This window comes from Microlunatus kandeliicorticis, assembly GCF_014137855.1.
GTDB lineage: Bacteria > Actinomycetota > Actinomycetes > Propionibacteriales > Propionibacteriaceae > Microlunatus > Microlunatus kandeliicorticis.
Window position 1 is genome coordinate 275,547 of sequence record NZ_JACGWT010000003.1, and the last position, 26,002, is coordinate 301,548.

Annotated in this window: 26 protein-coding genes and 1 pseudogene; 11 read left to right on the forward strand and 16 right to left on the reverse strand. The window is 73.3% G+C overall.

What is annotated here, in order from left to right:
- Positions 1 to 46 precede the first annotated feature (46 nt).
- From FHX74_RS10320 to FHX74_RS10330, 3 genes are read right to left on the reverse strand one after another with little or no spacing between them, the layout of a single operon-like run.
- Positions 47 to 541 carry a hypothetical protein gene (locus tag FHX74_RS10320; RefSeq protein ID WP_182560033.1) on the reverse strand — a complete coding sequence of 165 codons (495 nt, stop codon included), beginning with the start codon at positions 539 to 541 and terminating at the stop codon, positions 47 to 49.
- Complete coding sequence (locus FHX74_RS10325; protein WP_182560034.1) at positions 538 to 1,116, reverse strand: histidine phosphatase family protein; 579 nt, start codon at positions 1,114 to 1,116, stop codon at positions 538 to 540. The genes FHX74_RS10320 and FHX74_RS10325 overlap by 4 nt, the downstream gene beginning before the upstream one ends.
- On the reverse strand, positions 1,113 to 2,033 hold the full coding sequence (locus FHX74_RS10330; RefSeq protein ID WP_182560035.1) for an acyltransferase domain-containing protein: 921 nt from the start codon (positions 2,031 to 2,033) through the stop codon (positions 1,113 to 1,115). Before FHX74_RS10330 ends, FHX74_RS10325 begins: the two co-directional genes overlap by 4 nt.
- A gap of 130 nt (positions 2,034 to 2,163) precedes the next feature.
- Here FHX74_RS10330 and FHX74_RS10335 point away from each other — a divergent pair, with 130 nt between their 5' ends.
- Together FHX74_RS10335 and FHX74_RS10340 are read left to right on the forward strand one after the other, a co-directional pair.
- Entirely contained in the window at positions 2,164 to 3,720 is a 1,557-nt protein-coding gene (locus tag FHX74_RS10335; RefSeq protein ID WP_182560036.1) for an aminopeptidase P family protein, read from the forward strand.
- A gap of 68 nt (positions 3,721 to 3,788) precedes the next feature.
- Positions 3,789 to 4,937, forward strand: a complete 1,149-nt coding sequence (locus FHX74_RS10340) for a magnesium and cobalt transport protein CorA (RefSeq protein WP_182560037.1) — start codon at positions 3,789 to 3,791, stop codon at positions 4,935 to 4,937.
- On the opposite strand, the gene FHX74_RS10345 is transcribed toward FHX74_RS10340, so the two are convergent.
- The 3 genes and pseudogenes from FHX74_RS10345 to FHX74_RS10360 form a co-directional block, all read right to left on the reverse strand.
- Positions 4,938 to 5,435: a general stress protein gene (locus FHX74_RS10345; RefSeq protein WP_182560038.1), complete on the reverse strand. Its 498-nt coding sequence runs from the start codon at positions 5,433 to 5,435 to the stop codon at positions 4,938 to 4,940. It lies immediately after the preceding gene.
- Between the two features lie 86 nt (positions 5,436 to 5,521).
- Positions 5,522 to 7,090, reverse strand: a pseudogene (dacB, locus tag FHX74_RS10350) (D-alanyl-D-alanine carboxypeptidase/D-alanyl-D-alanine endopeptidase).
- Between the two features lie 106 nt (positions 7,091 to 7,196).
- The gene (locus tag FHX74_RS10360; RefSeq protein WP_220483755.1) at positions 7,197 to 7,877 is read right to left on the reverse strand and encodes a TetR/AcrR family transcriptional regulator; all 681 of its coding nucleotides are present in this window, start codon (positions 7,875 to 7,877) and stop codon (positions 7,197 to 7,199) included.
- A 91-nt stretch (positions 7,878 to 7,968) separates the two neighbouring features.
- Here FHX74_RS10360 and FHX74_RS10365 point away from each other — a divergent pair, with 91 nt between their 5' ends.
- Together FHX74_RS10365 and FHX74_RS10370 are read left to right on the forward strand one after the other, a co-directional pair.
- Positions 7,969 to 8,700, forward strand: coding sequence for a DUF899 domain-containing protein (locus tag FHX74_RS10365; protein ID WP_182560042.1), 732 nt, complete (start codon positions 7,969 to 7,971; stop codon positions 8,698 to 8,700).
- The gene (locus FHX74_RS10370) at positions 8,697 to 8,867 is read left to right on the forward strand and encodes a hypothetical protein (protein ID WP_182560043.1); all 171 of its coding nucleotides are present in this window, start codon (positions 8,697 to 8,699) and stop codon (positions 8,865 to 8,867) included. Before FHX74_RS10365 ends, FHX74_RS10370 begins: the two co-directional genes overlap by 4 nt.
- Before the next feature lie 226 nt (positions 8,868 to 9,093).
- Here the strand turns inward: FHX74_RS10370 and FHX74_RS10375 are convergent, their stop codons facing one another.
- Together FHX74_RS10375 and FHX74_RS10380 are read right to left on the reverse strand one after the other, a co-directional pair.
- Entirely contained in the window at positions 9,094 to 9,759 is a 666-nt protein-coding gene (locus FHX74_RS10375) for a VOC family protein (RefSeq protein ID WP_182560044.1), read from the reverse strand.
- Positions 9,760 to 9,842: 83 nt separating this feature from the next.
- A complete protein-coding gene (locus FHX74_RS10380; RefSeq protein ID WP_220483756.1) occupies positions 9,843 to 10,802 on the reverse strand; it encodes an NAD-dependent epimerase/dehydratase family protein in 960 nt (319 codons plus the stop codon).
- A gap of 153 nt (positions 10,803 to 10,955) precedes the next feature.
- Between FHX74_RS10380 and FHX74_RS10385 the strand changes: the two genes are divergently transcribed.
- From FHX74_RS10385 to FHX74_RS10400, 4 genes are all read left to right on the forward strand, one after another.
- Positions 10,956 to 12,365, forward strand: coding sequence for a glucose-6-phosphate dehydrogenase (locus FHX74_RS10385; RefSeq protein ID WP_182560045.1), 1,410 nt, complete (start codon positions 10,956 to 10,958; stop codon positions 12,363 to 12,365).
- A gap of 115 nt (positions 12,366 to 12,480) precedes the next feature.
- Positions 12,481 to 13,761 (forward strand): magnesium transporter MgtE N-terminal domain-containing protein, encoded by a 1,281-nt coding sequence (locus tag FHX74_RS10390; RefSeq protein WP_182560435.1) that lies wholly within the window; start codon positions 12,481 to 12,483, stop codon positions 13,759 to 13,761.
- Positions 13,762 to 13,901: 140 nt separating this feature from the next.
- Positions 13,902 to 14,360: a DUF1003 domain-containing protein gene (locus tag FHX74_RS10395; RefSeq protein ID WP_235970546.1), complete on the forward strand. Its 459-nt coding sequence runs from the start codon at positions 13,902 to 13,904 to the stop codon at positions 14,358 to 14,360.
- Between the two features lie 99 nt (positions 14,361 to 14,459).
- Entirely contained in the window at positions 14,460 to 15,635 is a 1,176-nt protein-coding gene (locus FHX74_RS10400) for an Mrp/NBP35 family ATP-binding protein (RefSeq protein ID WP_182560047.1), read from the forward strand.
- 21 nt (positions 15,636 to 15,656) lie between these two features.
- On the opposite strand, the gene FHX74_RS10405 is transcribed toward FHX74_RS10400, so the two are convergent.
- The 6 genes from FHX74_RS10405 to dapA form a co-directional block, all read right to left on the reverse strand.
- Positions 15,657 to 15,833 (reverse strand): hypothetical protein, encoded by a 177-nt coding sequence (locus tag FHX74_RS10405; protein WP_182560048.1) that lies wholly within the window; start codon positions 15,831 to 15,833, stop codon positions 15,657 to 15,659.
- A 50-nt stretch (positions 15,834 to 15,883) separates the two neighbouring features.
- Positions 15,884 to 16,351, reverse strand: coding sequence for a sec-independent translocase (locus FHX74_RS10410; protein WP_182560049.1), 468 nt, complete (start codon positions 16,349 to 16,351; stop codon positions 15,884 to 15,886).
- 2 nt (positions 16,352 to 16,353) lie between these two features.
- Entirely contained in the window at positions 16,354 to 17,871 is a 1,518-nt protein-coding gene (locus FHX74_RS10415) for a S1C family serine protease (protein ID WP_182560050.1), read from the reverse strand.
- A 58-nt stretch (positions 17,872 to 17,929) separates the two neighbouring features.
- The gene (locus FHX74_RS10420) at positions 17,930 to 19,540 is read right to left on the reverse strand and encodes a zf-HC2 domain-containing protein (protein ID WP_182560051.1); all 1,611 of its coding nucleotides are present in this window, start codon (positions 19,538 to 19,540) and stop codon (positions 17,930 to 17,932) included.
- Complete coding sequence (gene sigE / locus FHX74_RS10425; protein WP_182560052.1) at positions 19,537 to 20,250, reverse strand: RNA polymerase sigma factor SigE; 714 nt, start codon at positions 20,248 to 20,250, stop codon at positions 19,537 to 19,539. Before sigE ends, FHX74_RS10420 begins: the two co-directional genes overlap by 4 nt.
- A gap of 269 nt (positions 20,251 to 20,519) precedes the next feature.
- On the reverse strand, positions 20,520 to 21,416 hold the full coding sequence (gene dapA, locus FHX74_RS10430) for a 4-hydroxy-tetrahydrodipicolinate synthase (RefSeq protein WP_235970606.1): 897 nt from the start codon (positions 21,414 to 21,416) through the stop codon (positions 20,520 to 20,522).
- Positions 21,417 to 21,495: 79 nt separating this feature from the next.
- Between dapA and FHX74_RS10435 the strand changes: the two genes are divergently transcribed.
- Positions 21,496 to 22,167, forward strand: coding sequence for an O-methyltransferase (locus FHX74_RS10435; protein ID WP_182560053.1), 672 nt, complete (start codon positions 21,496 to 21,498; stop codon positions 22,165 to 22,167).
- A gap of 52 nt (positions 22,168 to 22,219) precedes the next feature.
- On the opposite strand, the gene glgC is transcribed toward FHX74_RS10435, so the two are convergent.
- On the reverse strand, positions 22,220 to 23,446 hold the full coding sequence (gene glgC / locus FHX74_RS10440) for a glucose-1-phosphate adenylyltransferase (protein ID WP_182560054.1): 1,227 nt from the start codon (positions 23,444 to 23,446) through the stop codon (positions 22,220 to 22,222).
- A gap of 132 nt (positions 23,447 to 23,578) precedes the next feature.
- Between glgC and glgA the strand changes: the two genes are divergently transcribed.
- Complete coding sequence (gene glgA / locus FHX74_RS10445) at positions 23,579 to 24,766, forward strand: glycogen synthase (protein ID WP_182560055.1); 1,188 nt, start codon at positions 23,579 to 23,581, stop codon at positions 24,764 to 24,766.
- A 55-nt stretch (positions 24,767 to 24,821) separates the two neighbouring features.
- Here the strand turns inward: glgA and FHX74_RS10450 are convergent, their stop codons facing one another.
- Positions 24,822 to 24,989, reverse strand: coding sequence for a DUF3117 domain-containing protein (locus FHX74_RS10450; protein WP_013865153.1), 168 nt, complete (start codon positions 24,987 to 24,989; stop codon positions 24,822 to 24,824).
- 102 nt (positions 24,990 to 25,091) lie between these two features.
- Here FHX74_RS10450 and FHX74_RS10455 point away from each other — a divergent pair, with 102 nt between their 5' ends.
- Positions 25,092 to 25,931: an enoyl-CoA hydratase/isomerase family protein gene (locus tag FHX74_RS10455; protein ID WP_182560056.1), complete on the forward strand. Its 840-nt coding sequence runs from the start codon at positions 25,092 to 25,094 to the stop codon at positions 25,929 to 25,931.
- Positions 25,932 to 26,002 lie beyond the last annotated feature (71 nt).

The window sequence follows — 26,002 nt, forward strand, 5'->3', positions numbered from 1 at the left end:
GCCGCGCTCGCGCTTCGACAGGCTCAGCGCACGTCCGCTTCGCGCGTCAGCGGGCCGACGTGGCCTCGCCCGTGTCCTCCGGGGTCGCCTCGTGGGCCGAGGCGTCCGGAGTCCGCTCGTCCTGCTTGAGCCGGGCCTCGAAGAGGTGCCGCCGGCCGCCGGCCAGCCGCTCGCGGGCATCGGCCTCGAGCGCGCGGAACAGCGACCAGTAGCCGTCGTCGTACTCCTCGACGATCTGGAAGGTCCAGCGTCCCGCGAGCACGTTGCGTCCGACCAGCTCGCGGTCGAGCCGGTCGGCGACCTCGGTGTGCCCGGCCTGCCGGAGTGCCTCCACCGCCTCGCCGAGACCGATGTCCGCCGAGCCGGTGAGCTGGTGGAACGAGTAGAGGTGACCGCGGGCGCGCTCGCAGGTCTCGAGCGCCTCGGACAGCTTGCCCAGCGCGGCCACGGTGGCGTCGTCGACGCCCTCCGGGGTGCGGTGCCGGGGGTCCGGCAGGTCGGTCTCGGGTACCTCGGCCGCGGGGTCCTGGTCGTCGCTCATGGTCTGCTGTTCCACCTCTCGAGGGCCGGGACGCCGTCCTTGACGTCGCCCAGCACGGAAACGGTCGCCGTCGCGAGCGGGAAGTGCTCACCCAGCTCGAGGTCGAGCCCGAGCCAGACGAGCGTCATCGCCCGCAGGATGTGACCGTGCGCGAAGCAGAGCACCTGCTCGACCCCGGATCCGCGCAGCCGGGCGATCAGCCGGTCGAGCCGGGCCCGGACGTCGTCGGGCGTCTCGCCGCCCGGTGCCCCGTGCGGCCAGATGGTCCAGCCGGGGTCGTGCTCGTGGATGGTCGCGCTCGACCGACCCTCGTAGTCGCCGTAGTTCCACTCGGCCAGGTCCTCGTCGATCCGCGGCGCGTGGTCGCCGACGAACCCGGCCAGCTCGGCGGTCCGGCGGGCGCGCTGCCGGGGCGAGCTGAGCACCAGACCGAACGCGTTCGGGTCCAGGTGGCCGGCCAGCCGCCGCGCCTCGGCCTCCCCCGCCGGGGTGAGCGGCAGGTCGGTGACCGAGGTGTGCCGGCCGTCGCGGCTCCACTCGGTCTCGCCGTGCCGGACCAGCCAGACGTCGGTCACGACGCGGCGCCGTCCCCGGCGGGTGCCGGCGGGACCTCGTCGAAGCCGAGCGAGCCCTGGTAGCAGTACCAGTGACCACCGCTCCTGAGCTTGCCGACGATGGCCCGCTGCAGCGTGGTGTCCTGCGGCAGCGCGTCGAGGTCGACGTCGCCGCGGCGGCGGAAGGTGAAGAACAGCGCGTCGCCGTCCCCGGGCCGCGGCGGCTGGTTCAGGTGCCAGCGGCGCTGGAAGCGGCCCATGTTGGTGTCCGGGCCGAGCGCCTCGGTCAGCTGCGGGTCGAGCAGCCAGGAGTCGCAGAGGAACCCGGCGAACTCGTAGTCGCTGAAGTGCCGGCCGAAGAACGCCTGCGCGCGGCGGAAGGAGTCGTCGACCAGCTCCGGGGTCAGCGGGCCGGTCTCCGGGATGTGGGTCGACAGCCACCAGTCGGCGTGCTCGGTGCGGCTGTGCAGGTTGAACTGGAGCCGGCCGAGGGCGTACAGCGCGCCCGACCAGGCCACCGTCATCCAGCCCTGGGTGTGCAGCCCAAAGCTGCCGTACGTCCGCCGGTGCACCCACACCTGCTGGCCGAGGTCGGCGAGCGTCGCCCACGACACGTCGTCGGGGATCTCCCGGCTGCGGTGGAAGTCGACCACGTCGTCGGCGGTGATCAGCAGCGCGAGCATCGGGAAGGTGCCGGCGCCGTAGTGCTCGTCGCGGGCGAGGTCGTGGTCGAAGAGCTCGTAGGCCGGCTCGGCGAACCAACCGATCTGGGCGATCAGCCGGTCGGCCAGCACCGAGACGCGGTGCAGGTCGGCCTCGTTGGTCAGCACCCGCTCGACCAGCCGGCCCACGTCGGCGGCGTCGTCGGGCCGGAAGCCCATCGCCGCGAGGCGCTCCGGCGTGGTCGCTGCGGTGAGCCGGGCCGCGGTGGCGATCATGACCCTCACCCTAGTGAAGGGGTGCAGCGTCCGGGTCAGCCACCCAGCCCCCTCTCCGGTGGCGCCGTACGGCCGGTCGCGGCCGCACGGCCCGCCGTCCCCCGCCGCCGGCGCGGTGTAGAACAGAGCCATGGAGAGCAGCGAGAAGCAGCCCGCCCTGCCCAACCGCCAGACCCCGTTCTCCGAGGCGTTCCGCGCCTTCATCGGGCAGGACTGGGCTCCGCACAGCACCGAGCTGCCCGCGCGGCTGCCGGCGGCCGAGCACGCGCCGGCCCGGCGCGAGGCGATCGGGGCCCAGTTCCCCGGCGAGCGGCTGGTGATCCCGGCCGGCGGCTTCAAGGTGCGCTCGAACGACACCGACTACCGCTATCGCCCGCACTCGGCGTTCGCGCACCTGACCGGGCTGGGCGAGGACCGCGAGCCCGACGCGGTGCTGGTGCTCGAGCCCTCGGACAACGGGCACGAGCCGACCCTCTACTTCAAGCCCCGGGCCCCTCGCGACGCGCACGAGTTCTACGCCGACCCCCGCTACGGCGAGATGTGGGTGGGCAAGCGCGAGTCGCTGGAGGAGATGAGCGCGCTGACCGGGATCGCGTGCGCCTCGATCGACGACCTGCGCGACGCCCTGGCCAAGAACGCCGACAGCACCACGCTCCGGCTGGTCGCCGGCGTCGACCCGGAGATCGAGCGGCTGGTGGCCGAGATCCGGGCCGAGCACGCGCAGCAGACCGCGGACCGGACAGCCGAGTCCGCACAGGACGAGCAGGACGAGCAGGGGGCCGAGCAGGACGAGCAGGCCGCGACGACGCCCGCCGAGGCCGACCAGCAACTGGTGGTCGCGCTCAGCGAGCTCCGGCTGCGCAAGGACGCCTTCGAGGCCGACCAGCTGCGCGAGGCCTGCCGGCAGACCGCCGAGGCGTTCGCCGCGGTGGTCGCCGAGCTGCCCGAGGCGGTCCGGCGGGGACGCGGGGAGCGCTGGGTCGAGGGCGTCTTCGGCCTGCACGCCCGGCACAGCGGCAACGCCATCGGCTACGACACCATCGCCGCGGCCGGCGAGCACGCCTGCACCCTGCACTGGATCCGCAACGACGGCGAGCTGCGCGAGGACCAGCTGATCCTCATCGACGCCGGGGTCGAGGTCGACACCCTCTACACCGCCGACGTGACCCGGACGCTCCCGGTGGGTGGCCGGTTCAGCGAGGCCCAGCGCGAGGTCTACGGGGCGGTGCTCGAGGCGCAGGAGGCCGGCATCGCCGCGGCGCGGGCCGGGGCGGAATTCGCCGACGTGCACAAGGCCGCGATCGCGGTGATCGCCCGTCGGCTCGAGGAGTGGGGCATCCTGCCGGTCAGCGCCGAGGAGTCGCTCGGCGAGGAGGGCGGCCAGCACCGTCGGTGGATGGTGCACGGGACCTCGCACCACCTCGGGCTCGACGTCCACGACTGCGCGCAGGCCCGGACCGAGAACTACCGGCAGGGCACGCTGGCGCCGGGCATGGTGATCACGGTGGAGCCCGGGCTCTACTTCAAGGCCGACGACCTGCTGGTGCCCGAGCGGTTCCGCGGGATCGGCGTCCGGATCGAGGACGACATCCTGATCACCGAGGACGGCAACGAGAACCTCTCGGCGGCGCTGCCGCGGACCGCGGACGACGTCGAGGCCTGGATGGCCCCGCTGCTGCGACACTGATCGCGGACGACCGGGCCGGTCCGTCCCGGCGGTACCCGGTCGGCGGACCGGAGGAGGAGGTGCTGGAGATGGCGGACACCACGCGACCCCGGTCCAAGGCACCCGGCCGACCGGCCGGCGCCCGCGGCGCGGTCCGGACCGCGCAGGAGCGCTACCTCTCCTCGCTGAGCGTGCTCGGTCGGCGTCCTGCCGCCCGCCCCGCCGACACCCCCGCGGCCCCGGCCCCGGACTCGGTGGTCGCCTGGGGGCTCTACGTCGACGGCGTCCGGCAGCCCGCCACCGACCTCTCGAGTGCGGCCCGGCGGGCCTGCGCCGGCGAGGGCTTCGTCTGGCTGGGGTTGAAGGACCCGACCGACGACGACCTGCAGCGGTTGTCCCCGCAGTTCGACCTGCACCCGTTGGCCGTCGAGGACGCCGTCGAGGGACACACCCGCTCGAAGCTGGAGATGTTCGGCGACGACCTGTTCATGGTCATCTCGACCGTCGCCTACGTCGACCACGAGGAGCTGACCGAGACCTCCGAGGTGGTCCGCACCGGGCAGGTGATGGTCTTCCTCAGCGAGCACTTCGTGATCACCGTCCGCAAGGGCGAGCACGCCCAGCTCGGCGAGCTGCGGCACACGATGGAGGCCGACCCGGAACGGCTGGCCCAGGGTCCGTCGGCGGTGCTCTACGCGATCCTCGACAAGATCATCGACGACTACATGCAGGTCACCCACGAGATCGAGGTCGACGTCGACGAGATCGAGTCGCTGGTGTTCAGCCGCGGCGGCGAGCACGAGGTCGACCGCGTCTACCAGCTCAAGCGCGAGCTGATCGAGTTCAAGCGGTGCGTGGTGCCGCTGGGCCAACCGCTCGTCCGGCTGGCCACCCGGGACTACTCGATGATCCCGCACGAGGCGCGGGCCTACTTCCGCGAACTGTCCGACCACCACACGGAGGCCGCCGAGGCGGTGGCCAGCTTCGACGAGGTGCTCAGCTCGATCCTGGCCGCCGGGTTGGCCCGGGCCTCGGTCGCCGACAACGTCGACATGCGCAAGATCTCCGCCTGGGTGGCGATCGTGGCGGTGCCGACCTTCCTGGCCGGCGTCTGGGGCATGAACTTCGACAACATGCCCGAGCTGCACAGCCGCTACGGCTACTTCGTCGCGCTCGCCGTGATGGCCGCCGTCATGGTCAGCCTCTACGTCGGCTTCAAACGCAACCGCTGGTTGTGATCAGAAGAGGTTCGCGCGGGCGCCGGGCATCTGCTGCAGCATGTCCCGGGCCTGCTGGGCCACCTTGTGCTCGCAGAGCACCTCGTACTTGGTGGCCACGGTCTGGGTGACCGAGGTGAAGTCGCGGCGACCGCGGCTCAGCGAGTAGGCGAAGGCGTTGCTGGCGATGCCGAGCACCAGGCCGATGCCGAGCGCGACCGCGACCAGCACCAGCGCCCGACCGCCGGCGAAGATCAGGAAGACCAGGCCGACCAGCAGACCCATGGTGATGCCGCTCTGCACGCCCTGCCCGATCACCGTGCCCCAGCTCTTGCGGCCGAGCACCCGCTCGAACGACTTGAGGTCGGTCCCGACGATGGCCAGGTTCTGCACCGCGAACTTGTTGTCCGACAGGTAGTCGACGGCCTTCTGGGCGTCCTCGTAGGTCTGGTAGATCCCCACCGACTGCGGGAAGTTGAGCTCGAAGATCGAGCTCGGCTGCTGCTGCGGCAGGGACATGGTCTCCTCCTGGCGGGCCGGACGCGGGACGTGCACCTCCCACGCTACCGTCTCGCGGCCGTCGGCCCGCTCCGGCGGAACGCGTCTCAGCGCCGCCAGCGGGCCAGCGTGACGACCAGCCGGTCCTCCACCGGCCGGGGCGTGCGGGTGCTGTACGCGCTGATCATGGAGAACGCGTAGCGGCGGCCGTCGGCCCCGCGGACGTACCCGCTGAGCCCGGTCACCCCGGTCAGGCTGCCGGTCTTGGCCCGGGCGTTGCCGGCCGCGGCGGTGCCGGTCATCCGGCTGCGGAGGGTGCCGCCGACCATCCGGCGGGAGTCGCCGGCCACCGGCAGCGCGGCGGAGTAGGCGGCGAACCACGGCTCGCGCGTCACCCGGGCGAGCAGCGCGACGGTGGCGCGGGTGGTCAGCCGGTCGGACCGGGACAGCCCCGAGCCGTCGACCAGCCGGACCCCGGCCAGCGGGACGCCGCTGCGGGCGAGGTAGCGAGGGGTGACCGTGGTCCCGGCGGACCAGCTGCCCGCCCCGCCGGCCACCCGGCCGAGGGTCTTGGTCAACGCCTCGGCATGGCTGTTGTTGCTCAGCTTGAGGAACGGCACCAGCAGCTGGGCCAGGGTCATCGACCGGTCCAGGGCGACCCGTTGCGGCGCTCCCGAGCCGTCGGCACGCCGCGCCGGGACGCTGCGCACCCGGGTCGAGCCGCTCACCGCGACGCCCGCCTTGCGGAGCTCGTCGCGGAACACCGCGGCGGCGACCAGGTGCGGCGACCCGACGGCGATCTGCACCGACCCGCCGCTGCTCCCGGCGCGGACGTGGCCGGTGACGGTGATCGTCCGGCTGTCGGAGCGGCGGCTGATCGCGATCCGGGTGGCCGATCCGCTGGTGGTGGCGCGGTTGCTGAGGGTCAGACCCTTGATCGCGGCGGCCGGGACGGTGCTGACGGTCGGCCGCTGACCGCGACGCCCGGGTCGGTAGCTGACCAGCACGGTGCCGGCGTCGTAGTCGGTGGTCGGGGCGATGGTCAGCGGCCGCACCTGCGCGGCGTAGTAGTCGTCGGCTTAGCCGCGCGACCAGGCCGGGTGGTAGCTCTGGCCGTCGAACCAGCTGACGTCGACGTCGAGGTGCCCGCTGACCCGACGGATCCCGGCCGCCCGGACCTGCCGGGCCAGCGAGGCGTAGTCCTGCTGCCGGGTGGTCGGGTCGCCGTAGCCCTTGATCCACAGGTCGCCGCCGAGCACGCCGTTCCGCACCGCGGCCACCCGCAGCACCTCGGTGCGGAAGCGGTAGCCGGGACCGAGGGTGTCCATCGCCGCGGCGGCGGTGACCAGCTTGAGGTTGGAGGCGGGGGTGCGGGCGGTCGAGCCGTAGCGGCTGTAGAGCACCGCACCGCCCGCCGTGTCGGCGACCGTCGCACTCGACCCGTGCCGGACGCGGCTGTCGCGCATCACCGCGGCCAGCGACCGGGCCAGGGCCGGATCGCTCACCCGGGCGGCCGCCGTGGTGCTCCCGGCGCGGTCCGCTCGTTCCGCGGCCGGCACGGCGTCGGCGGGCGGCCCGGGCACGACCAGCAGGGTGAGGGCGACGAGGGCGGCGGTCGCCGCGCGGGACGGTGGTCGGCGGACGTGGCGAGCGGCGGTGGGGGTGGTCGGGGGCACGGCGTCTCCTGCCGTTCGTGAGCCGGGCGGACCCGGCTCGGCGGCTCCCCGAGGCGCGCCACGCTAACCCGAGCCCGGCGACCCGGGGAAGGCCGTGGCGCAGGTCTCAGCCCCGGGTCGAGGTGGTCCGCAGCGGCAGCCCGGCAATCACCGCGTCGACCGTGCGCGCGGCCAGCAGGTCGCACTCGACCGCGGGCCGGCCCGCGAGCGGCCCGTGGACGGCGAGGACGGCGAACCCGTGGACGGCCGACCAGCACGGCCACTCGGCTCCCGGGCGGTGCTCCGGTTCGAGCGCCCCGGCGGTCACCAGGGCGTCCAGCGCGGCGACCAGGGCCGCGTAGGGCGGCGCCACCTCCTCGGGCCGGGCGGTCCGGGCGGCCTCCAGCACCGGGCCGGCGAAGGCGAGGTCGAACCACCCCGGGTGGTCGAGGGCGAACCCGATGTAGCCGAGCCCGACGGCCCGCAGCCGGGCCACCGCGCGAACGGCCGGGTCGCGTCTCCGAGCGCCGGCGTCGGCGTGGTCGGTGGCGGTCATCCGGTCGGCCATCGCCTGCTGGACCCGACCGGCCACGGCGGCGAGCAGGGCACCGCGGTCGGCGAAGTGCCGGTAGGCGGCGTTCGGCGAGACCCCCACCCGCCGGGTGACCTCGCGGAGCCCCAGCGCCGCGGGCCCGCCGGTCCGGGTCAGCTCGAGACCGGCCTCGATCAACGCCTCGCGGAGTCGTCCGTGGTGATAGGGCCGTGACGGTTCGGCGGGGCCGGCGACTGCTTGACCGGTCGGGTGCACGCTGACACGATAAGCAATGTGGACATCGTGCACATTACGGCGTCCCGACACCATGACGGATCACCGACGACCGCACCAGGAGGCCCACCCGATGAGCGCGACGACCGAGCACCGGCCCACCGACCCGGACAGCCCGGCCCAGGCCCTGCCCCCGGTCACCGATCCCGAGACCTGGCGCCGCGAGCTCGACGCGCTCCGGGTGCGGGAGAAGGCCGCCACCCGCGAGCTCGACGCGATCGCCGCCCAGCGGCGCCGGCTACCGATGGTCAAGATGCCCGACTACACGCTGCAGGGCGAGGACGGCCCGGTGCGGCTGGTCGACGTGTTCGCCGGGCGGCACCAGCTGATCACCTATCACCACATGTGGTTCGACGACGCCGAGTGGCAGTGCGGCGGGTGCACCGGTTTCACTGCGCAGTTCACCCGACTCGAGTTCCTCGACAACTACGACGCCCGGTTCGTGATCGTCACCCAGGGCCCGATCGACCAGGCGCTGGCCTACCGCGACCGGGTCGGCAACCGGATGACCTGGTACTCGACCGCCGACAGCCCGTTCGGGGCCGACGTCGACGCCCCACCGGGCGGCGGGTTCGGGGTCAACGTGTTCCTCCGCGACGGCGACGACGTCTATCGCACCTGGCACACCAACGGTCGCGGCACCGAGCAGCTCAGCCACACCTTCGCGCTGATCGACCTGCTCCCCTGGGGTCGGCAGGAGGACTGGCAGGACTCCCCCGCCGGATGGCCGCAGGTCGGTGCCTACAGCGGCTGGCAGGGATCGGAGGACATCGCCCGGCTCTACGGCCCGCACCCGGTGGCGTGACCGACCGGTACGCGTTGATCGTGCTCGCGCTGGCCGCACCGGAGGACCGGGCGCCCGCGACGTCCGAGGAGGCCGACCCCAGCCGGGTCTCGACGCTGGTCCGCTGGCGTGCGGCCGACCATGATCATCCCGAGCCCTCCGCGCCGGTCCCGACCGCAACGCCCTGAGCCCGTCGAAGGGCATGAGAGCTAGGCGCTTCGACCAGCTCAGCGCGCGTCCACCGTGCCCTGAGCCTGTCGAAGGGCATCGGAGCTAGGCGCTTCAACAACCCGCCACCGCGCCCTGAGCCTGTCGAAGGGCGTCGCGGCCGAGCGCTTCGACAACCCGCCACCGTGCCCTGAGCCTGTCGAAGGGCGTGAGAGCTAGGCGCTTCGACCAGCTCAGCGGGCGACCTCACCCGTCGGTGAAGACGCAGAACTCGTTGCCCTCGGGGTCGGCGAGCACCGACCAGCGCAGGTCGTCGCCCTCGGGCCGCAGCACCGTCGCCCCGGCGGCGACCAGCGCGTCCACGTCACCGATCACGTCCCAGTGCACCCGGTTCTTGATCGTCTTCGGCTCGGGCACCGGGTTGAACACCAGCGGCCAGGGCACCGCGTCGCCGTCGAGCCACCACCAGCCGCCGGCGTCGGTCTCGGCCGTCACGCCGAACCGGTCGCCCCACCACCGGGCCTGCGCAGCCGGGTCGGCACAGTCGACCACCAGCTCGTACATCCGCAGCTGGGGCAGCTCGTCGTGGTCGCGGACGAACGCGCAGAACTCCTGTCCGTCGGGGTCGGTCATGATCGTCCAGCGGTGCCGGTCGTCGGAGACCCGGGCCCCGAGCGCGGTCAGCTCGCGGATCGAGCCGACGTGGACGTCAAGGTGCACCCGGTTCTTCACCGTGTGCGGCTCGGGCACCGCGTTGATCCACACGGTGTCGGTCGGCTGCTCGCCGATTAGCACGAACCCGTTCGGCCGCTCCTCGGCCGTCAGCCCCAGCACCCTCGACCAGAAGGTCGCCGCCGCACCGGCGTCGACCGCGTCGATCACCAGGTCCTTGAACCGTGTCGTCCCGCTCACCGCGTCTCCCCTCCCGCTCCGGCTCCACCCTGCGGGCGCCGTCCGTCCGGTACCCCTGATCGCACCGCCGTACCCGGGTCCGCTCAGGACCCGGGCAACGGACCCGGTTCGAGATCGAGGGTGTGCTCGGCCCGGAAGCCCAGCAACGACCGGCACCGGCCGAGATCGACCGGCACCTCGGTCCCGACGAAGCGACGCCGGCGCGGCACCCCGGGTGCGTAGGCGTCGAGCAGGTCCTCGGTGGCGTGCGGCACCCGGACGTCGTCGGCCGCCACCAGCACCGCGTGCGCCCCCGACACCGGCCGGGTGACCGCCAGCTCGACCGCGCGGGCGGCGTCGCGGACGTCGAGGTAGGACCACCCCTCGCGGACCGCGCTCGGCTTGCCCGGGTCGAGGGCGCCGAACTCGAGCAGCCGCGCACGGGTGGTGGTGAGCGGGAAGCGGAAGGCCACGGTCGGCATCGGGAACCGCCGGCTGATCATCCGCGCGGTGCCCTCGTCGGTCTGCTTGCTCAGCGAGTACGGGTCCTCGATGTCGACCGGCAGGTCCTCGTCGACCGGGTAGTGGTCCACCGCCACGTCGTGGCTGTTCATCGGCAGCCCGCTCGCGTTGATGCTGCTGGCCAGCACCGCGCGCGGCACCTCGTGCTCGCCGGCCTGGAACAGCACGGTGAAGGTGGAGGCGACGTTGTTGACGAAGACGTCGTAGGGCGGGGCCGCGGTCGGGCTGATGTACGCGGCCAGGTGGACGACCGCGGCCGCCCCGTCGACGGCCTCGCCCACCAGCTCCCGGTCGGTGGTGTCGCCGCGGACCACCCGTTCGTAGGCCGGGTCACCGGTCGGAAAGGTGGGCGGCTCCTGGTGCTCCATGATCAACGCGGTGACCCTGGCCCCGCCCTCGGTGAACCGTCGGCAGACCTCACCGCCGATGGTTCCGGCCGCGCCGGTGACCAGCACCGCGCGTCCGGTGAGCGGCACCGAGCCTCCGGTGAGCGGCACCGAGCCTCCGGTGAGCGGCTCGGGGGCGCCGTCAGCAGCCAGCATGCGGGCAAGCCTGCCACCCGGTGTCCGGTGCCCACACCACCTGGGGGAGGCTTGTGCCGAACGTCACCAGTGTCGGTGACCGACCAGACAGGACCGGCGAGCCCCGCCGGACGGAGCGGTTCGCCGGACGGCGGGCCGGGAAGGACGTGACCCGTGCCCAGTGAGGACCCGACGATCTTCGTCCTGTTCGGTGCCACCGGCGACCTCGCCAAGCGGATGGTGCTGCCGGCGTTCTTCGAGCTGCACACCCGCGGCCTGATGCCCGAGACCTGGCGGATGGTCGGCAACGGCCGCGGCGACGTCTCGCACCTCGACTTCCGCGGTCACGTCAAGGAGGTCCTCGACGAGTTCGGCCCCAAGTACACGGCCGAGCAGTGGGACGCCTTCGTCGAGCACCTGTTCTTCGCCGGCGGCGGCTTCGAGAAGAGCAACCCGGGCAGCCTGCTCGACGTGCTCCAGGAGGCCCACGACGACCTCGGCCCGGACGCCCGCTACATCCACTACCTGGCCATCCCGCCGTCGGCCTTCATCAAGATCACCGAGGGCCTCGACGAGCACGACCTGATCCGCGACGACAGCCGGGTGGTCTACGAGAAGCCCTACGGCAACTCGCTGGCCTCCTTCCACGAGCTCGACGACCTGGTCCAGTCGGTGATGAAGGAGGAGCAGGTCTACCGGATCGACCACTTCCTCGGCAAGGAAGCGACCCAGAACATCCACGTGCTGCGGTTCGCCAACGCGCTCTTCGCCAACATCTGGTGCAAGGAGTACGTCACCCAGGTGCAGATCGACGTCCCCGAGACGCTCGACGTGGCCGACCGGGCCGGCTTCTACGACGAGACCGGCGCCTTCAAGGACATGATCGCCACCCACCTGTTCCAGGTCGCCGCCGAGGTGGCGATGGAGCCGCCGGCCAGCATGCGCGCCGAGGACCTGCAGGACGCCCGCGAGTCGGTGTTGGCCGCGTTCCGCCCGCTCGAGGCCGACGACGTCGTGTTCGGCCAGTACGAGGGCTATCGCGAGCTCCCCGACGTGCCCGACGACTCGCAGACCGACACCATGGCCGCGGTCCGGCTGTGGGTGGACACCGACCGCTGGCGCGGGGTGCCGTTCGTGCTCCGCAGCGGCAAGCAGATGGCGGTCAGCCAGCAGAAGGTCATCCTGGTCGTCCGCACCCCGCAGGGCCCGCTCACCCACGTGCCGGCCAGCACCATCGAGCTGTCGCTCAAGGGCACCGGCGAGATGCAGGTGCAGCTGGTGCTCAAGAAGCCGGGCCCCGACCTCGACCTGGTCGAGCAGCGGATCGACCTCAAGCTCGACAACGGCACCGACTCCTCCGGGCTGCCGCCGTACGTGGCGCTGCTGCACGACGTCACCCTCGGCGACCGGTCGCTGTTCACCAGCAGTGCCGGGCTCGAGCGGGCCTGGACCGCGGCCGCACCGGTGGTCGACCACCCGCCGGCGCCGGTCCCCTACCGCCCGGGCAGCTGGGGGCCGAGCGAGTCGGTCCGGCTCACCGGCGACGTCGGCTGGGTGCTGCAGGACGCGGCCGACGGCTCGTGATCTTGCTCGAACGGTGACCGCGGTCAAGGCTCCGCTCACCCGCTCGCGCTAGTCTCCCGACGTGAGTGCGTCGGCCCAAGCCATCTTCATCGCGAGGATCCGCGGGCTGCCGGTGATGGACGACGCCGGTGACCAGGTCGGACGCCTCCGCGACGTCGTCGTCCAGCGCCGCACCCTCGGCCGGGCGCCGAGGGTCAAAGGGCTGGTCGTCGAGCTGTTCGCCCGGCACCGGATCTTCATGCCGATGGAGCGGATCCGCAGCGTGGACGCGGTCCAGGTGATCAGCACCGGCATCGTCAACACCCGGCGGTTCGAACGCCGCGACTCCGAGACGCTGGTGATCGACGACCTGTTCGACGCCCAGGTCAGCCGGCGGTCACAGCCGGGCACCTGGATGATCTTCGACGTGGCCATGCTGCGGGCCCGCAACCGGGACTGGGAGCTGGCCGAGGTCGCCGTCCGCGAGGGTGGCAGCGCGCGCCGGCTGGCCCGTCGCGGCCAGGTGGTGATCGTCGACTGGACCGACATCACCCTGCTGGCCGGCGAGTTCGGCCAGGCCACCGACCAGCTGGTCGCGCAGATGGAGGACATGAAGCCGGCCGACGTGGCGCGCGAGCTGCACGACCTGTCGCCGCGCCGCCGGGCCGAGGTCGCCTCCGCGCTCGACGACCACAAGCTGGCCAGCGCGCTCGAGGAGCTGCCCGAGGACGAGCAGGTCGAGCTGATCCAGGCGATGGACAACGAGCGCGCCGCGGACATCCTCGAGGAGATGGACCCCGACGACGCCGCCGACCTGATCGGCGAGCTGTCGCCGGAGGTCGCCGAGGAGCTGCTCGGCCGGATGGAGCCGGACGAGGCCAAGGACGTCCGGCGACTGCTGACCTACGCCGAGTTCACCGCCGGCGGCATGATGACGCCGGAGCCGGTGATCGTCCCGCCCGACGCCACCGTGGCCGACGCGCTGGCCATCGTCCGGCAGGAGGAGCTGACCCCGGCGCTGGCCGCGATGGTCTACGTCTGCCGGCCGCCGCTGGAGACGCCGACCGGCCGCCTGGTCGGCGGGGTGCACATCCAGCGCCTGCTCCGCGAACCGCCGTCGCTGCTGGTCTCCGGGCTGATCGACTCCGAGCTCGAACCGATCAGCGACCAGGCCAACCTGCACACGGTCAGCCGCTACTTCGCCACCTACAACCTGGTCAACGCCCCGGTGGTGGACCGCGAGGGCCGGCTGATCGGCGCGATCACCGTCGACGACGTGCTCGACCACGTGCTGCCCGAGGACTGGCGGGGCACGCAGATGGACTCCGGCGACGACCGGGACCACGACCAGGCGCACACCGGCGGTGAGATCGCCGTCAGCGCCGCGACGAACGACCCGTACGAGAGGGGTGACTGATGGCACGCGCCGCCGAGAACGATCGGGACAGGAACCGCGAACGAGACACGACCCGGGACCGACGGCGCGATCAACGCCGCGAGCCCGAACGACTGAACACGCCGGGCCGGCGGCGCCGTCCGCTGCTCCCCTGGCGCCGGATGGACTCCGACACGTTCGGGAAGTTCGCCGAGGCGTTCGCCCGCTTCATGGGCACCGCGACCTTCCTGGCCTGGATGTCGGCGTTCATCATCGTCTGGATCGTGCTGAACGTGGCGCTGCCCAAGAGCAGCGAGGTCGACCCGTACCCGTTCATCTTCCTCACCCTGCTGCTGTCGCTGCAGGCCAGCTACGCCGCCCCGCTGATCCTGCTGGCGCAGAACCGCCAGGAGGCCCGCGACCGGGTGGCGCTCGACGCCGACCGGCAGCAGACGGCACAGAGCCGGGCCGACATGGACTTCCTGGCCCGCGAGATCGCCAGCCTGCGGATGTCGGTGGGTGACCTGGCCACCCGGGACTACCTGCGCTCCGAGCTGCGCAACGAGCTGCGGTCGCTGCTGGCCGAGCTGGCCGCCGAGGACGACGAGCAGGCGCCGACCGGAGCCCCGGTCCGGGCCTGATCCGCGCTCGCTCGGGTCCGCCCGGGGCCGGCCCCGTCCGGATCTCGGGCCGTTCCGCGTGACCCGGGTCACGCGGAACGGCTGACTAGGCTGGAACCCGTGCCCGAACAGACCGTCGTCGCCGATCACCCGCTGGCCGAACCGATCAAGGCCGCGCTGGCCCGGGTGAACGACCCCGAGATCAAGCGCCCGATCACCGAGCTCGGCATGGTGCAGGCGGTGGACGTCGACCCCACCGGCCGGGTGCTGGTCACCGTGCTGCTGACCGTCGCCGGGTGCCCGCTCAAGGACACCCTGCGCCGCGACGTCACCGCCCAGGTCGGCGCGGTGCCGGGGGTGAGCGCGGTCGAGGTCGAGCTCGGGGTGATGACCGACGAGCAGCGGGCCGCGCTCCGTGACCAGCTCAAGGGTGGCCAGCCCGAGCGGGAGATCCCGTTCGCCCAGCCGGGTTCGCTGACCACGGTGATCGCGGTCGCCTCCGGCAAGGGCGGCGTCGGCAAGTCGTCGGTGACGGTCAACCTGGCGCTGGCCCTGGCCGCCCGGGGGAAGAGCGTCGGCGTGCTCGACGCCGACATCTACGGCCACTCGGTCCCGGCCATGCTCGGCGTCGGGGACGCCCGGCCGACGGCGGTGGAGGACATGATCCTCCCGGTGCCCACCCAGGACCTCAAGGTGATCTCGATCGGCATGCTCAAGCCGCGCCGCGACCAGGTGGTGGCCTGGCGGGGTCCGATCCTCGACCGGGCGCTCACCCAGATGCTCGCCGACGTCTACTGGGGCGACCTGGATTACCTGCTGCTCGACCTGCCGCCCGGCACCGGCGACGTCGCGATCTCGCTCGGCCAGAAGCTGCCGAACGCCGAGGTCATCGTCGTGACCACCCCGCAGCAGGCGGCCGCCGAGGTGGCCGAGCGGGCCGGGACGATGGCCTCGATGCTCAACCAGCGGGTGATCGGGGTGGTGGAGAACATGTCCTACCTCGAGACCACCTGCCCGCACTGCCACGAGACCCACCGGGTCGACGTGTTCGGCAGCGGCGGTGGCGCCGAGGTGGCCGGGACGCTGGGCCGCCGGCTCGGCTACGAGGTCCCGGTGCTGGCCGAGATCCCGCTCGACCCGCGGCTGCGGGTGGGCGGCGACGACGGGAACCCGATCGTCACCGCCGAACCGGAGACCGCCGCGGCGCGGGCGCTGAGCGGTCTGGCCGACCGGCTCGCCGCGCGCGGGAAGAACCTGGCCGGCCGCCAGCTCGGGCTGCAGCCGGTCGGTCGCTGAGCGTCCGCCGCCCGCGGCCGGTCAGGACCCGCTGAGCGCGACCACGGCGACGACGACCATCACCCCGACCACGAGCAGGGCCAGCGCGGCGGTGACCAGCCGGGCCACCGGGGTGTTCACGCCGCCGACGACCGCGGTGCCGGTGCTGAGGTTCTGCAGCCGGGACACCCGGATCAGGCCCTGACCGGTCCGGACCACCGGGCGCGGTTCCCTGCGGGACGGTGCCGCGCGGTGCGGAGCGGGACCGCTCAGGTGGCGTCGGGGTCGAACGGGGTCAGCACCAGCCGCGAGCCGGCCGACCCGTTGAGCGCCGAGCCGTTCGCGGACGACCCGTTGAGCGAGCCGGACACGTCGCCGGGGCCGCCGGGGGTGATCGCCTTGACGCTGTTGATCTTGTCGGTGAGGTCGTCGGCGGACTCGCGGCCGAGGGTCCGCAGCGAGCCGAGCTCGTCCCGGACGTCGGCGACGATCGGCTCGACGTCCTCGAGCAGGTGCTTGCGGACGAAGGCCTTGGGGCTGAGGTCGGTGAAGTCGAAGTCCTCGAAGCCCGGGCCGAGCTCGTCGCGCAGCTGGGTCTGGGCCGAACCCGCCATCTGCCGGACGTAGGCCAGCACCTGGGCGGCCTTGCGGGCCAGCTGCGGCAGCCGTTCCGGCCCGAACAGGATGACCGCGATGACGGCCAGCACGAGGAACTCGGGAGCCCCGATGTCGAGCACCGTCATCCCTCCCTGGATCCGAGGGTCACCGTCGTCCGTGCGGTGACGCCGCCCCGATCGTAGGTCACGCTGACCCGGTCGCCCGGCCGGTGGGACCGGACGGCCACGATCAGCTCCTGGGCCCGGCTGACCCGGCGTCCGTCGAGGGCGGTGACCACGTCACCGACCTGCAGCCCGGCCTGGGCGGCGGGCTGACCGGGCTCGACGCTCTGCAGCACCGCACCGGCGTCCGTCTGCCCGTCCGTCACGCCGGCCCCGAGCACCGGGTAGGTCGCGACGCCGCGGCTGATCAGCTCCGCCGCCACGGTCCGGGCCTGGTCGATCGGGATCGCGAACCCGAGACCGATGTTGCCGCTCTGCTGGCTCCCGGTACCGCTGCCCAGGGTGAGGATGGCCGAGTTGACCCCGATCACCCGTCCGCTGTCGTCGACCAGCGGCCCGCCGGAGTTGCCCGGGTTGATCGCCGCGTCGGTCTGCAGGGCGTCGATGTAGGCCGAGGGCGCGTCGGCGTCGCTGTTCTCGTCGACCGCGACCGGGCGGTGGGTGGCCGAGATGATCCCCTCGGTGACCGTGCCGCCGAGACCGAGCGGCGACCCGACGGCCAGCGCGGTCTCGCCGACCTGGACGGCGTCGGAGTCGCCGAAGCGGACCGGGGTGAGCCGGCTCGCGTCGTCGACCCGGACCACGGCGAGGTCGTAGCTCGGGCTCCTGCCGACCACCGAGCCGATCACCGAGGTGCCGTCGGAGAGCTCGATGAGCAGTCGGCCGTCGCCGCCGCCGGCGCTGACCACGTGGTTGTTGGTGAGGATGTGGCCGCGGTCGTCGTAGACGAAGCCGGACCCGGTGCCGGTGCCGGCGGCGCCGGTCACCTGGATGGTCACGGTGCTGGGCAGCACGGCCCGGGCCACCGCCACCGCGGACGACCGCGGGGCGGCGCTGCCGGTGCCGGCCGGGGACGCGAGGCTCGGCCCGGCGACCGGGAGGTCCCGGGCGCCCAGCCGGTAGCCGCCGTAGCCCGCCGCCCCACCGACCACCAGCGCGACCAGGGCGGCGACGGCCACCGTGCGGGCCACGGTGCCGCGGCGGCGGGGCCGGCGTGGGGCGGGTGCGAAGGCGGCCGGCGCGGTCACGCGCGGGTCGACGGCCGTCGGGTAGGACCAGCCGACCGGCCCGGACGACGGCGCGCCCCAGCCCGGGTGACCGCCGGTGGCGACCGGGCCGGGGGGACCGCCGAAACCGTCCGGGTGGCTCGAGACGCCGCCGGACACCCAGGACGGGCGGGTCTCGGAGGTCGGGCCCCCGAGGTCGCCGAAGGCCGGGAGCTCCTGGGTGGGCGGTCCGCCGAACGGGTCCCAGCCTTCGGCCGGGTCGGAACCGCGCGGGTCGGCGGCGGTGGGACTGCTGGCCGGGTCGCCGTCGCCGCTGCGGTCACGTCGTCCGAAGACGTCGTCGAACCAGGAGTCGCGGTCGGGTCGGTCGGGCTGCGAGGAGGGACGGGAGCCGCTGTCGCTGCTCACCATGGGCTCCCCATCGACGTTCGAACGGTGCGACCGGCGGCCGCGCGGGACCGCAGGGCGGTCACCGGAACAGCAGCGAGGCGAGGTAGGCCCAGCCGGACCGGACCCGGCCCATCGTAGTCGCGTGCGGCACCGCGGCATGGGGCAAGCTGTGCACGGCCTGAGCCAGCCGGTCGCGGGATCCGTCGGTCACCACGGTGAGCACGCTGTCGCCCGACTGCCAGCTCGCCGAGAACGGGGCTCCGGCGCTGACGAAGGCGCCGAGCGCGGGATCGAGCGACGATCCCGACGGGGTGTCGTCGAGCCTCCCCCGGCGCTCCATCACGCTCAGCGTGGTGACCCCGTCGGTGTAGACGAGGTGCACCACGCTCGGGTCGGTCAGGTCGTCGGTGCGCACCTGGGTCAGCGGCAGCCCGGCCAGTCGCTGCTCGCAGGTCCAGCCGGAGGCCTCGAGACCGTGCCCGGCCGACGGCGCCAGCACCGCAGCGGCGGTGGTGGCGGTCAGCTGCGAGGACGGGGTGCTGGCGGTCGGCCCGGTCCGCACGGCCACGGCGGTGAACATGCTCGACTGGATGAGCGTCCCGGACGGGGTGAAGGTCTGCCGGCCGAGCAACAGCCCGGTCTGCTGGTCGACCCACCAGCGCGCGGTCGGCGCCTGCGTGTCCGTGGTCCCGGACGTGCGGGCCTCGACCACCGTCGCCCGGCGGCCGAGCACGGACACGTCGGCCACGCCGCTGAGCCGGTAGGACCCGCTGAGCAGGCTGACCAGCGACACGGAGTCGGCTTCGGCCGGCATCGAGCCCTGGACCAGTGCGGTGCCGTCGTCGGCGCGGACGGTGAGCAGGCTGCCGCCGGCCCCGGTCGAGGAGACGGTCACCTCGGCGGTCATCCGCCGGTCGCCGTCCTGGACGACCACCTGCTCGGTGCCCTGGTAGCCGACCCGTCCGGCGGCGGCCTCGGCGGCGGCCAGCGCGGACGCGGCGGCGCCGGCCCCGATCGCCCGGCCGGCGGGTGCGTTCGGGGCGAGCACCGACGCCGACCCTCCGCCCGGGTCGCTCAGCGAGACCTGCCGCGGGGTGCCGATCGCGGCGGACGGGCTGGCGGCGTTCGGGTCGGCCGAGCTCCACAGCCGGTGCGCGGCGGCCGACCCGGCCGGCAGGCGGCCGGCGGCGACGAGGGCGGCGGTCGCCGGGTCACTGCTCAGCGGGACGTCCGCGCGGACCGCGGCGAACCCGCTGCGGGCGGCGCCGGTCGGGTCGTCGACGGCGACCAGGCTGGCCGGGGCGACCGCGTAGCCGAGGCCGGCGCCGACGACCAGCACGGTGCCGAACGCGGTGGCGACCACCGCGACCCGGCGCCGGCGGCGCCGGCGGGTCGGCAGCCGGCCGGAGCCCCACCGCGCCTGCTTGAACGGACGCGTGCGCAACGGCTCGTCGGCCGCCTCGGCGGCGATCGAGACCAGCCGCCCCTGCAGGGTGGACGGCGCGGGGGCCTCGGTGACCCGGGCGTGCAGCAGGTCGCGGACCCGGCGCAACTCGACGACGTCGGCCCGGCAGGCGTCGCAGCCGGCGAGGTGACGGCGCAGCGTCTCGCGGGTCTCGTCGTCGATCGAGCCGTCGACCAGCTCGGATCGGGCGCGCTCGAACCGGCTGCAGGGCCGGGCCGAGGTCACGCCGGCGCCACGCGCAACTTCGAGCGTCGACCCCCGGCCGCAAGGTCGGTCTGGTCGCTCGACCGGTCGGTCTCGGCACCGGTCTCGGCCTCGACCCCGAAGTAGCGGGCGTGCTCGTCGGTCGGTCGGCGGTGCGCCAACGCGGTCCGCAGCTGGCTCCGGCCGCGGTGGATCCGACTGCGGACAGTGCCGATCTTGACGTCGAGGACGTCGGCGATCTCCTCGTAGCTCAGACCCTCGATGTCGCACAGCACCACCGCGGCCCGGAACTCGGGCGAGAGCGCGGAGAGCGCGGCGGCGACGTCGTGGTCGAGGTCGGCGTCGGCCAGCTGGTCGCCGGGGGTCGGGCCGTGGCTCGGCAGCCGGTCGTCGGCGCCGTCGGCGAGGGCGTCGAAGCGGATCTTCTGCCTGCGGCGGGCGCCGTCGAGGAACAGGTTGGTGGTGATCCGGTGCAGCCAGCCCTCGAAGGTGCCCGGCTGGAACTTGTGCAGCGAACGGAACACCCGGACGAAGACGTCCTGGGTGAGGTCCTCGGCGTCGTGGCTGTTGCCGGTCAGCCGGTAGGCGAGCCGGTAGACCCGCGCGCTGTGGTCGCGGACCACGTCCTCCCAGCTCGGCGGCGTCCACTCCGCGACCGCGGGGTCGGCGGGCACCGTCAGGACGCTGCGGAGGGCCGGGTCGGCGGGCGCGGAGGTGCGGAACGGTGACATCGGCTGGAGCCTCTCGTCTGGTGCGCCCGCGCCTCGTCGGAGGCGGCGGGCACGCTGACCTGGCTCATCATTCTCGGGGGCCGGCCTGTCAGCGGGCTGTGCACGGACTGGCAACAAGCCCAACATCGCACCCCTCCGCTCTCACCCGATCTTCAGGTTCACGCCGTGGTCGGCTCGTCCGGACCTCGCACCCAGGAAGCCACGGCACAGGGTCAACGACCGGGCCGGACGGGGTGTTCCGGCCCGCCGATCGCGGCCGTCGGCTCGGCTCAGAGACCGGCCGCGGCCAGGGCGGCGGCCAGCGCCTCGCGCTGCGCGTCGGTGGCCGGCACCATCGGCGACCGGACGCCGCCGACGCCGCGGCCGCGGAGCTCGAGCCCGGCCTTGACCAGGATGCAGCCCTGGGTGGCGAAGATCCCGGTGAAGATCGGAAGCAGCCGCTGGTGCAGGGCGAGCGCGTCGTCCCGCCGGCCCTCGAGCGCGGCGGCGATCAGCTCCTGCACCTGGGGCCCGCAGAAGTGGGTCGAGGTGCCGATCACGCCGCAGCCACCGACCGCCAGCATCGGGAGCGTGGTGGCGTCGTCGCCGCTGTAGTAGAGGAGGTCGGTCGCGGCCAGCACCGCCGAGGTGCTGGTCAGGTCGCCCTTGGCGTCCTTGACCCCGAGCACCCGCGGGTGTCCGGCCAGCTCGATCAGGGTCTCCGGAGCGATCGGGACGCCCGCCCGGTGCGGGATGTCGTAGAGCAGCAGCCCGATCCCGGCCCGGTCGGCGACCGCGGTGAAGTGCGCCAGCAGACCCGACTGCGGCGGTCGCGAGTAGTACGGGGTGACGACCAGCGCGCCGTCGGCACCGGCCTCCTCGGCGGCGGCCAGCAGCTCGAGGGTGTGCGCGGTGTCGAAGGTGCCGACCCCGGCCACCACCGCGGCCCGGTCCCCCACCGCCTCGACGACGGCCCGGACCAGCGCGGCCTTCTCCGTGTCGCTGGTGGTCGGGGCCTCACCGCCGGTGCCGTTGACCACCAGGCCGTCGTGGGCCTGCTCGTCGACCAGGTGCCGGGCCAGGGCGGCGGCCGCCTCGAGGTCGAGTGCGCCGGACGCGTCGAAGGGGGTGACCATCGCGCTGAGGAGCCGGCCGAACACCGGCGCGGCCCCGCCCGCAGGGTGCAACACGACGGCTACTCCTCGGGCGCGGCGGTCGGGTTCATGGCCGTCATGCTAGCGGGGCGCAGGCACTATCCTCGTCGCCGTGAACGCAGCCGCCCCGTCGTCGTCCGGTCGCTCCGCGGGCGGTGCCCCGTCCCCCGAGACCTGGGACTACACCGAGACCTTCCTGCCCGAGAGCGACACCGCTGCCCGGGCCCGTCAGCAGGGGGAGGGCTTCGGCGCCTGGCCGGTCGGACGTGGCACCGCGAGCCTGCTCACCGTGCTGGCCCGGCTGGCCAACGCCCGCGCCGTGGTCGAGATCGGCACCGGTGCCGGGGTCTCCGGGCTGGCGCTGTTCGCCGGCATGCAGCCCGACGGGATCCTCACCAGCATCGACGTCGAGGCCGAGCACCAGAACGCGGCCCGGCAGGCCTTCCGCGAGGTCGGCATCGCCCCGCAGCGGTTCCGGCTGATCGCCGGCGCGGCCCTCACCGTGCTGCCCAAGCTCAGCGACGGGGCCTACGACCTGGTGCTGGTCGACGGCGACAAGCTGGAGTACGCCGAGTACGTCGAGCAGGCCCTGCGGCTGCTCCGGCACGGCGGGGTGCTGGCCGTGGACAACGCGCTGCGCCGGGGCCGGGTCGCCGACCCGGGCAACAGCGACGACGACGCGATCGCCGTCCGCGAGGCCATCGAGGCGGTCCGCGACAACACCGACCTGACCTGCAGCCTGCTGCCGGTCGGCGACGGACTGCTGGTCGCCGTCAAGTCCTGACCGACCCGTTCTGACCGACCCGGACCGATCGGCCCGGGGAGCTGCCCGGGCCTCAGGCCCGGCGGACGATCTCGCCCTTGCCGACCACGGTGATGCCGCCGTCGGAGACGGTGAACCCGCGCGCCCGGTCGGCCTCGGGGTCCACGCCGACCTCGGCGCCGTCCTCGACCACCACGTTCTTGTCGAGGATGGCGTTCTTGACCGTGGCCTTGCTGCCGATCCGGACGTTGTTGAGCAGCACCGAGCGGTCGACGACCGAGCCGCGGTCGATCCGGACGGCCGGCGAGAGCACCGAATTGTCAACCTCGCCGCCGGAGATGATGCAGCCCGGGCTGACCACCGAGTCCTCCGCGTTGCCGTCGAGCACGAACTTCGCACCGGGCAGCTGCGGGGCGTAGGTCCAGATCGGCCACTCGGAGTTGTAGAGGTTGAACACCGGGTCGACCGAGACGAGGTCCATGTGCGCCTCGTGGTAGGCGTCGATGGTCCCGACGTCGCGCCAGTAGTTCTTGTCCTTGTCGGTCGACCCGGGCACCGAGTTGGCGGTGAAGTCGTAGACCTGCGCGTCGGAGGCGCGGACGAAGGACGGGATGATGTCGCCGCCCATGTCGTGCCGCGAGTCCTCGCTCTGCGCGTCGCTGTGCAGCGCCTGCACCAGGGCCTCGCGGGTGAAGCAGTAGTTGCCCATCGAGGCGAACGAGCTCTCCGGGTCGTCGGGCAGCCCGGGCGGGTCGGCCGGCTTCTCCAGGAAGGCGTTGATCTTGTTGTCGGCGCCGGAGTCGATCACCCCGAACGCGGTGGCCTGCACCCGCGGCACCCGGATCCCGGCCACCGTGCAGCCCAGCCCGGAGTCGATGTGGGCGTCCACCATCTGCGAGACGTCCATCCGGTAGATGTTGTCGGCGCCGAAGACCACGATGTAGTCAGGGTCCTCGTCGCTGATCAGGTTCATCGACTGGAAGATCGCGTCGGCGCTGCCCAGGTACCAGCGCGGGCCGAGCCGCTGCTGCGCCGGCACCGGGGTGACGTAGTTGCCGAGCATGGTCGACATCCGCCAGGTCAGTGAGATGTGCTTGTCCAGCGAGTGCGACTTGTACTGGGTGAGCACCGCGATCTGCCGCAGCCCGGCGTTGGCCAGGTTGGAGAGCACGTAGTCGATCAAGCGGTAGGTCCCGCCGAACGGCACCGCGGGCTTGGCGCGGTCGAACGTCAACGGCATCAGCCGCTTGCCCTCGCCACCAGCCAGGACGATCGACAGCACCCTCGGTCGCGCAGCCACGCCTGAAACCTAGGGGGTCCCGAGACCCCGCACAAGGGTGGGGTCCGGCCGGGTCGCCGCCGAAGTCGATCATGACCAGCGGGGCCCGGCGACGCCCTACCGGGGGCCGGAGGGCTGTGCGACGATGCGCGGATGAGTCTCAGCGTCTCCCTGCTCACCCGCGAGTACCCGCCGACGATCTACGGCGGGGCCGGGGTGCACGTGGCCCAGCTGGTGCCGCAGCTGCGCAAGCTGTGCGAGGTCGAGGTGCAGTGCATGGGCGAGCCGCGGGAGGGGGCGACCGCGCACGCCGAGGACTTCCCGCCCGGCGCCAACGCAGCGCTGCGGGTGTTCGGGGCCGACCTGTCGATGGTGGCCGCGATCGGTGACGTCGACCTGGTGCACTCCCACACCTGGTACGCCAACCTGGCCGGTCACCTGGCCGGGTTGTTCAAGGACGTCCCGCACGTGGTGAGCGCGCACTCGCTCGAGCCGCACCGGCCGTGGAAGGCCGAGCAGCTCGGCGGCGGCTACCAGCTGTCGAGCTGGGCCGAGCGGACCGCCTTCGAGGCCGCCGACGCGGTGATCGCGGTCAGCGCCGGGATGGGCCGGGACGTGCTGGCCTCCTATCCGGCCATCGACCCGGCACGGCTGCACGTGGTCCGCAACGGGATCGACCCCGACGAGTTCCGTCCCGACCCGGGCACCGACGTGGTCACCGCCCACGGCGTCGACCCGGACCGGCCGTCGGTGGTGTTCGTCGGGCGGATCACCCGGCAGAAGGGCCTCATCCACCTCGTCCGGGCGGCCGAGCGGCTCGACCCGGAGACCCAGCTGGTGCTGCTGGCCGGCGCCCCGGACACCCCGGAGATCGCCCGGCAGATCGGCGACGCCTTCGCGCACCTCCAGCAGACCCGCGGCAACGTGGTCTGGATCGAGAAGATGCTGCCGCGCGCCGAGGTGCGGCAGTTCCTCACCCACGCCACCGTGTTCGCCTGCCCGTCGGTCTACGAGCCGCTCGGCATCGTCAACCTCGAGGCGATGGCGTGCGAGACCGCGGTGGTGGCCAGCGCGGTCGGCGGCATCCCCGAGGTGGTGGTCGACGGCGAGACCGGGCTGCTGGTCCCCTACGACCCGGCCCGCGCCGACGACCCGGCGTTCGTGGCCGGCTTCGAGTCCGACTTCGCCGACCGGATCAACACGCTGACCCGTGACCCGGACCGCGCCGCCGCCTTCGGGCGGGCCGGCCGGCAGCGCTGCATCGACGAGTTCTCCTGGTCGAAGATCGCCGCCGAGACCGTCGAGGTGTACCGGCGCGCGCTCGAGGTGCACGGCTCCTGACGTGCGACGGCCCCGGGTCCAGCGGACCCGGGGCCGTCCTCGTGCGATCAGCGGGTCAGCCGACGACTTCCTGCAGCGCGCCGGCCAGCTCGGCGGCCTCGTCGGCGTTCAGTTCGACGACGAGCCGACCACCACCTTCGAGCGGCACACGCATGACGATCCCGCGACCCTCCTTGGTGACCTCCATGGGTCCGTCACCGGTACGCGGTTTCATTGCAGCCATCGTCGATCCTCATCTCTCCAGTCCGAATAGGGCTTGCCGCCCCATTATCCCGTACCCGGGTGGCAGTCGCCTCGCGGGTCGCGCCCCGTAGTCTCGGTCGGCATGAGCGAGCCGGTGTCAGGCGTGGACCACGACGCGGCCCGGAGCACCCCGGAGGACCCGGTGGTGGTCGAGGTGGCCGACGGTGTGGGGACGGTCCGGTTCGCCCGGCCGCAGGCGCTGAACGCGCTCGACCGGGCCTCCCGGGCCCTGCTGCTCGACGCGCTGGCCGAGCTGGGCGCCGACCCCGAGGTCCGGTGCGTGGTGCTCCGCGGGACGGGTCGGGCCTTCTGCGTGGGCCAGGACCTCCGCGAGCACGCCGAGGACCTCGGCAGCGGGGACGCCTCCCGGCTGGGCGCCAACGTGACCGACAGCTACAACCCGATCGCCCTCACGCTGGCCCAGCTGGAGAAGCCGGTGCTGGCCGGGGTCAACGGGATCGCCGCCGGGGCGGGGGCGTCGATCGCCTTCCTGGCCGACTACCGCCTGGTGGCGGCCTCGGCCGGGTTCACCACCTCGTTCACCGCGATCGGGCTGTCGGCCGACACCGGCAGCTCGTGGACGCTGCCCCGGCTGGTCGGGCGCGGCCGGGCCCTCGACCTGCTGCTCAACCCGCGGACGGTGCCGGCCGAGGAGGCGCTGGCCATCGGTCTGGCCTCCGAGGTGGTCCCCGACGCGGACTTCGACACCCGGCTGGCCGAGCTCGCCACCCGCTGGGCGCACGGCCCGACGCTGGCCTACGCGGCTGTCCGCAAGGCCGTCGCCTACGGCGAGACCCATCCGCTGAGCGACGCGCTGCCGTTCGAGGCCCGGCTGATGGAGCTCACCGGCGCCAGCGACGACCACCGCCGGGCGGTGGAGGCGTTCCTGGCCAAGCAGCCGCCCACCTTCACCGGCCGCTGACCCGCGCCGAGCCGAGGAACGCGCTGAGCCGAGGAACGCGCGCTGAGCCGAGGAACGCGCGCTGAGCCTGT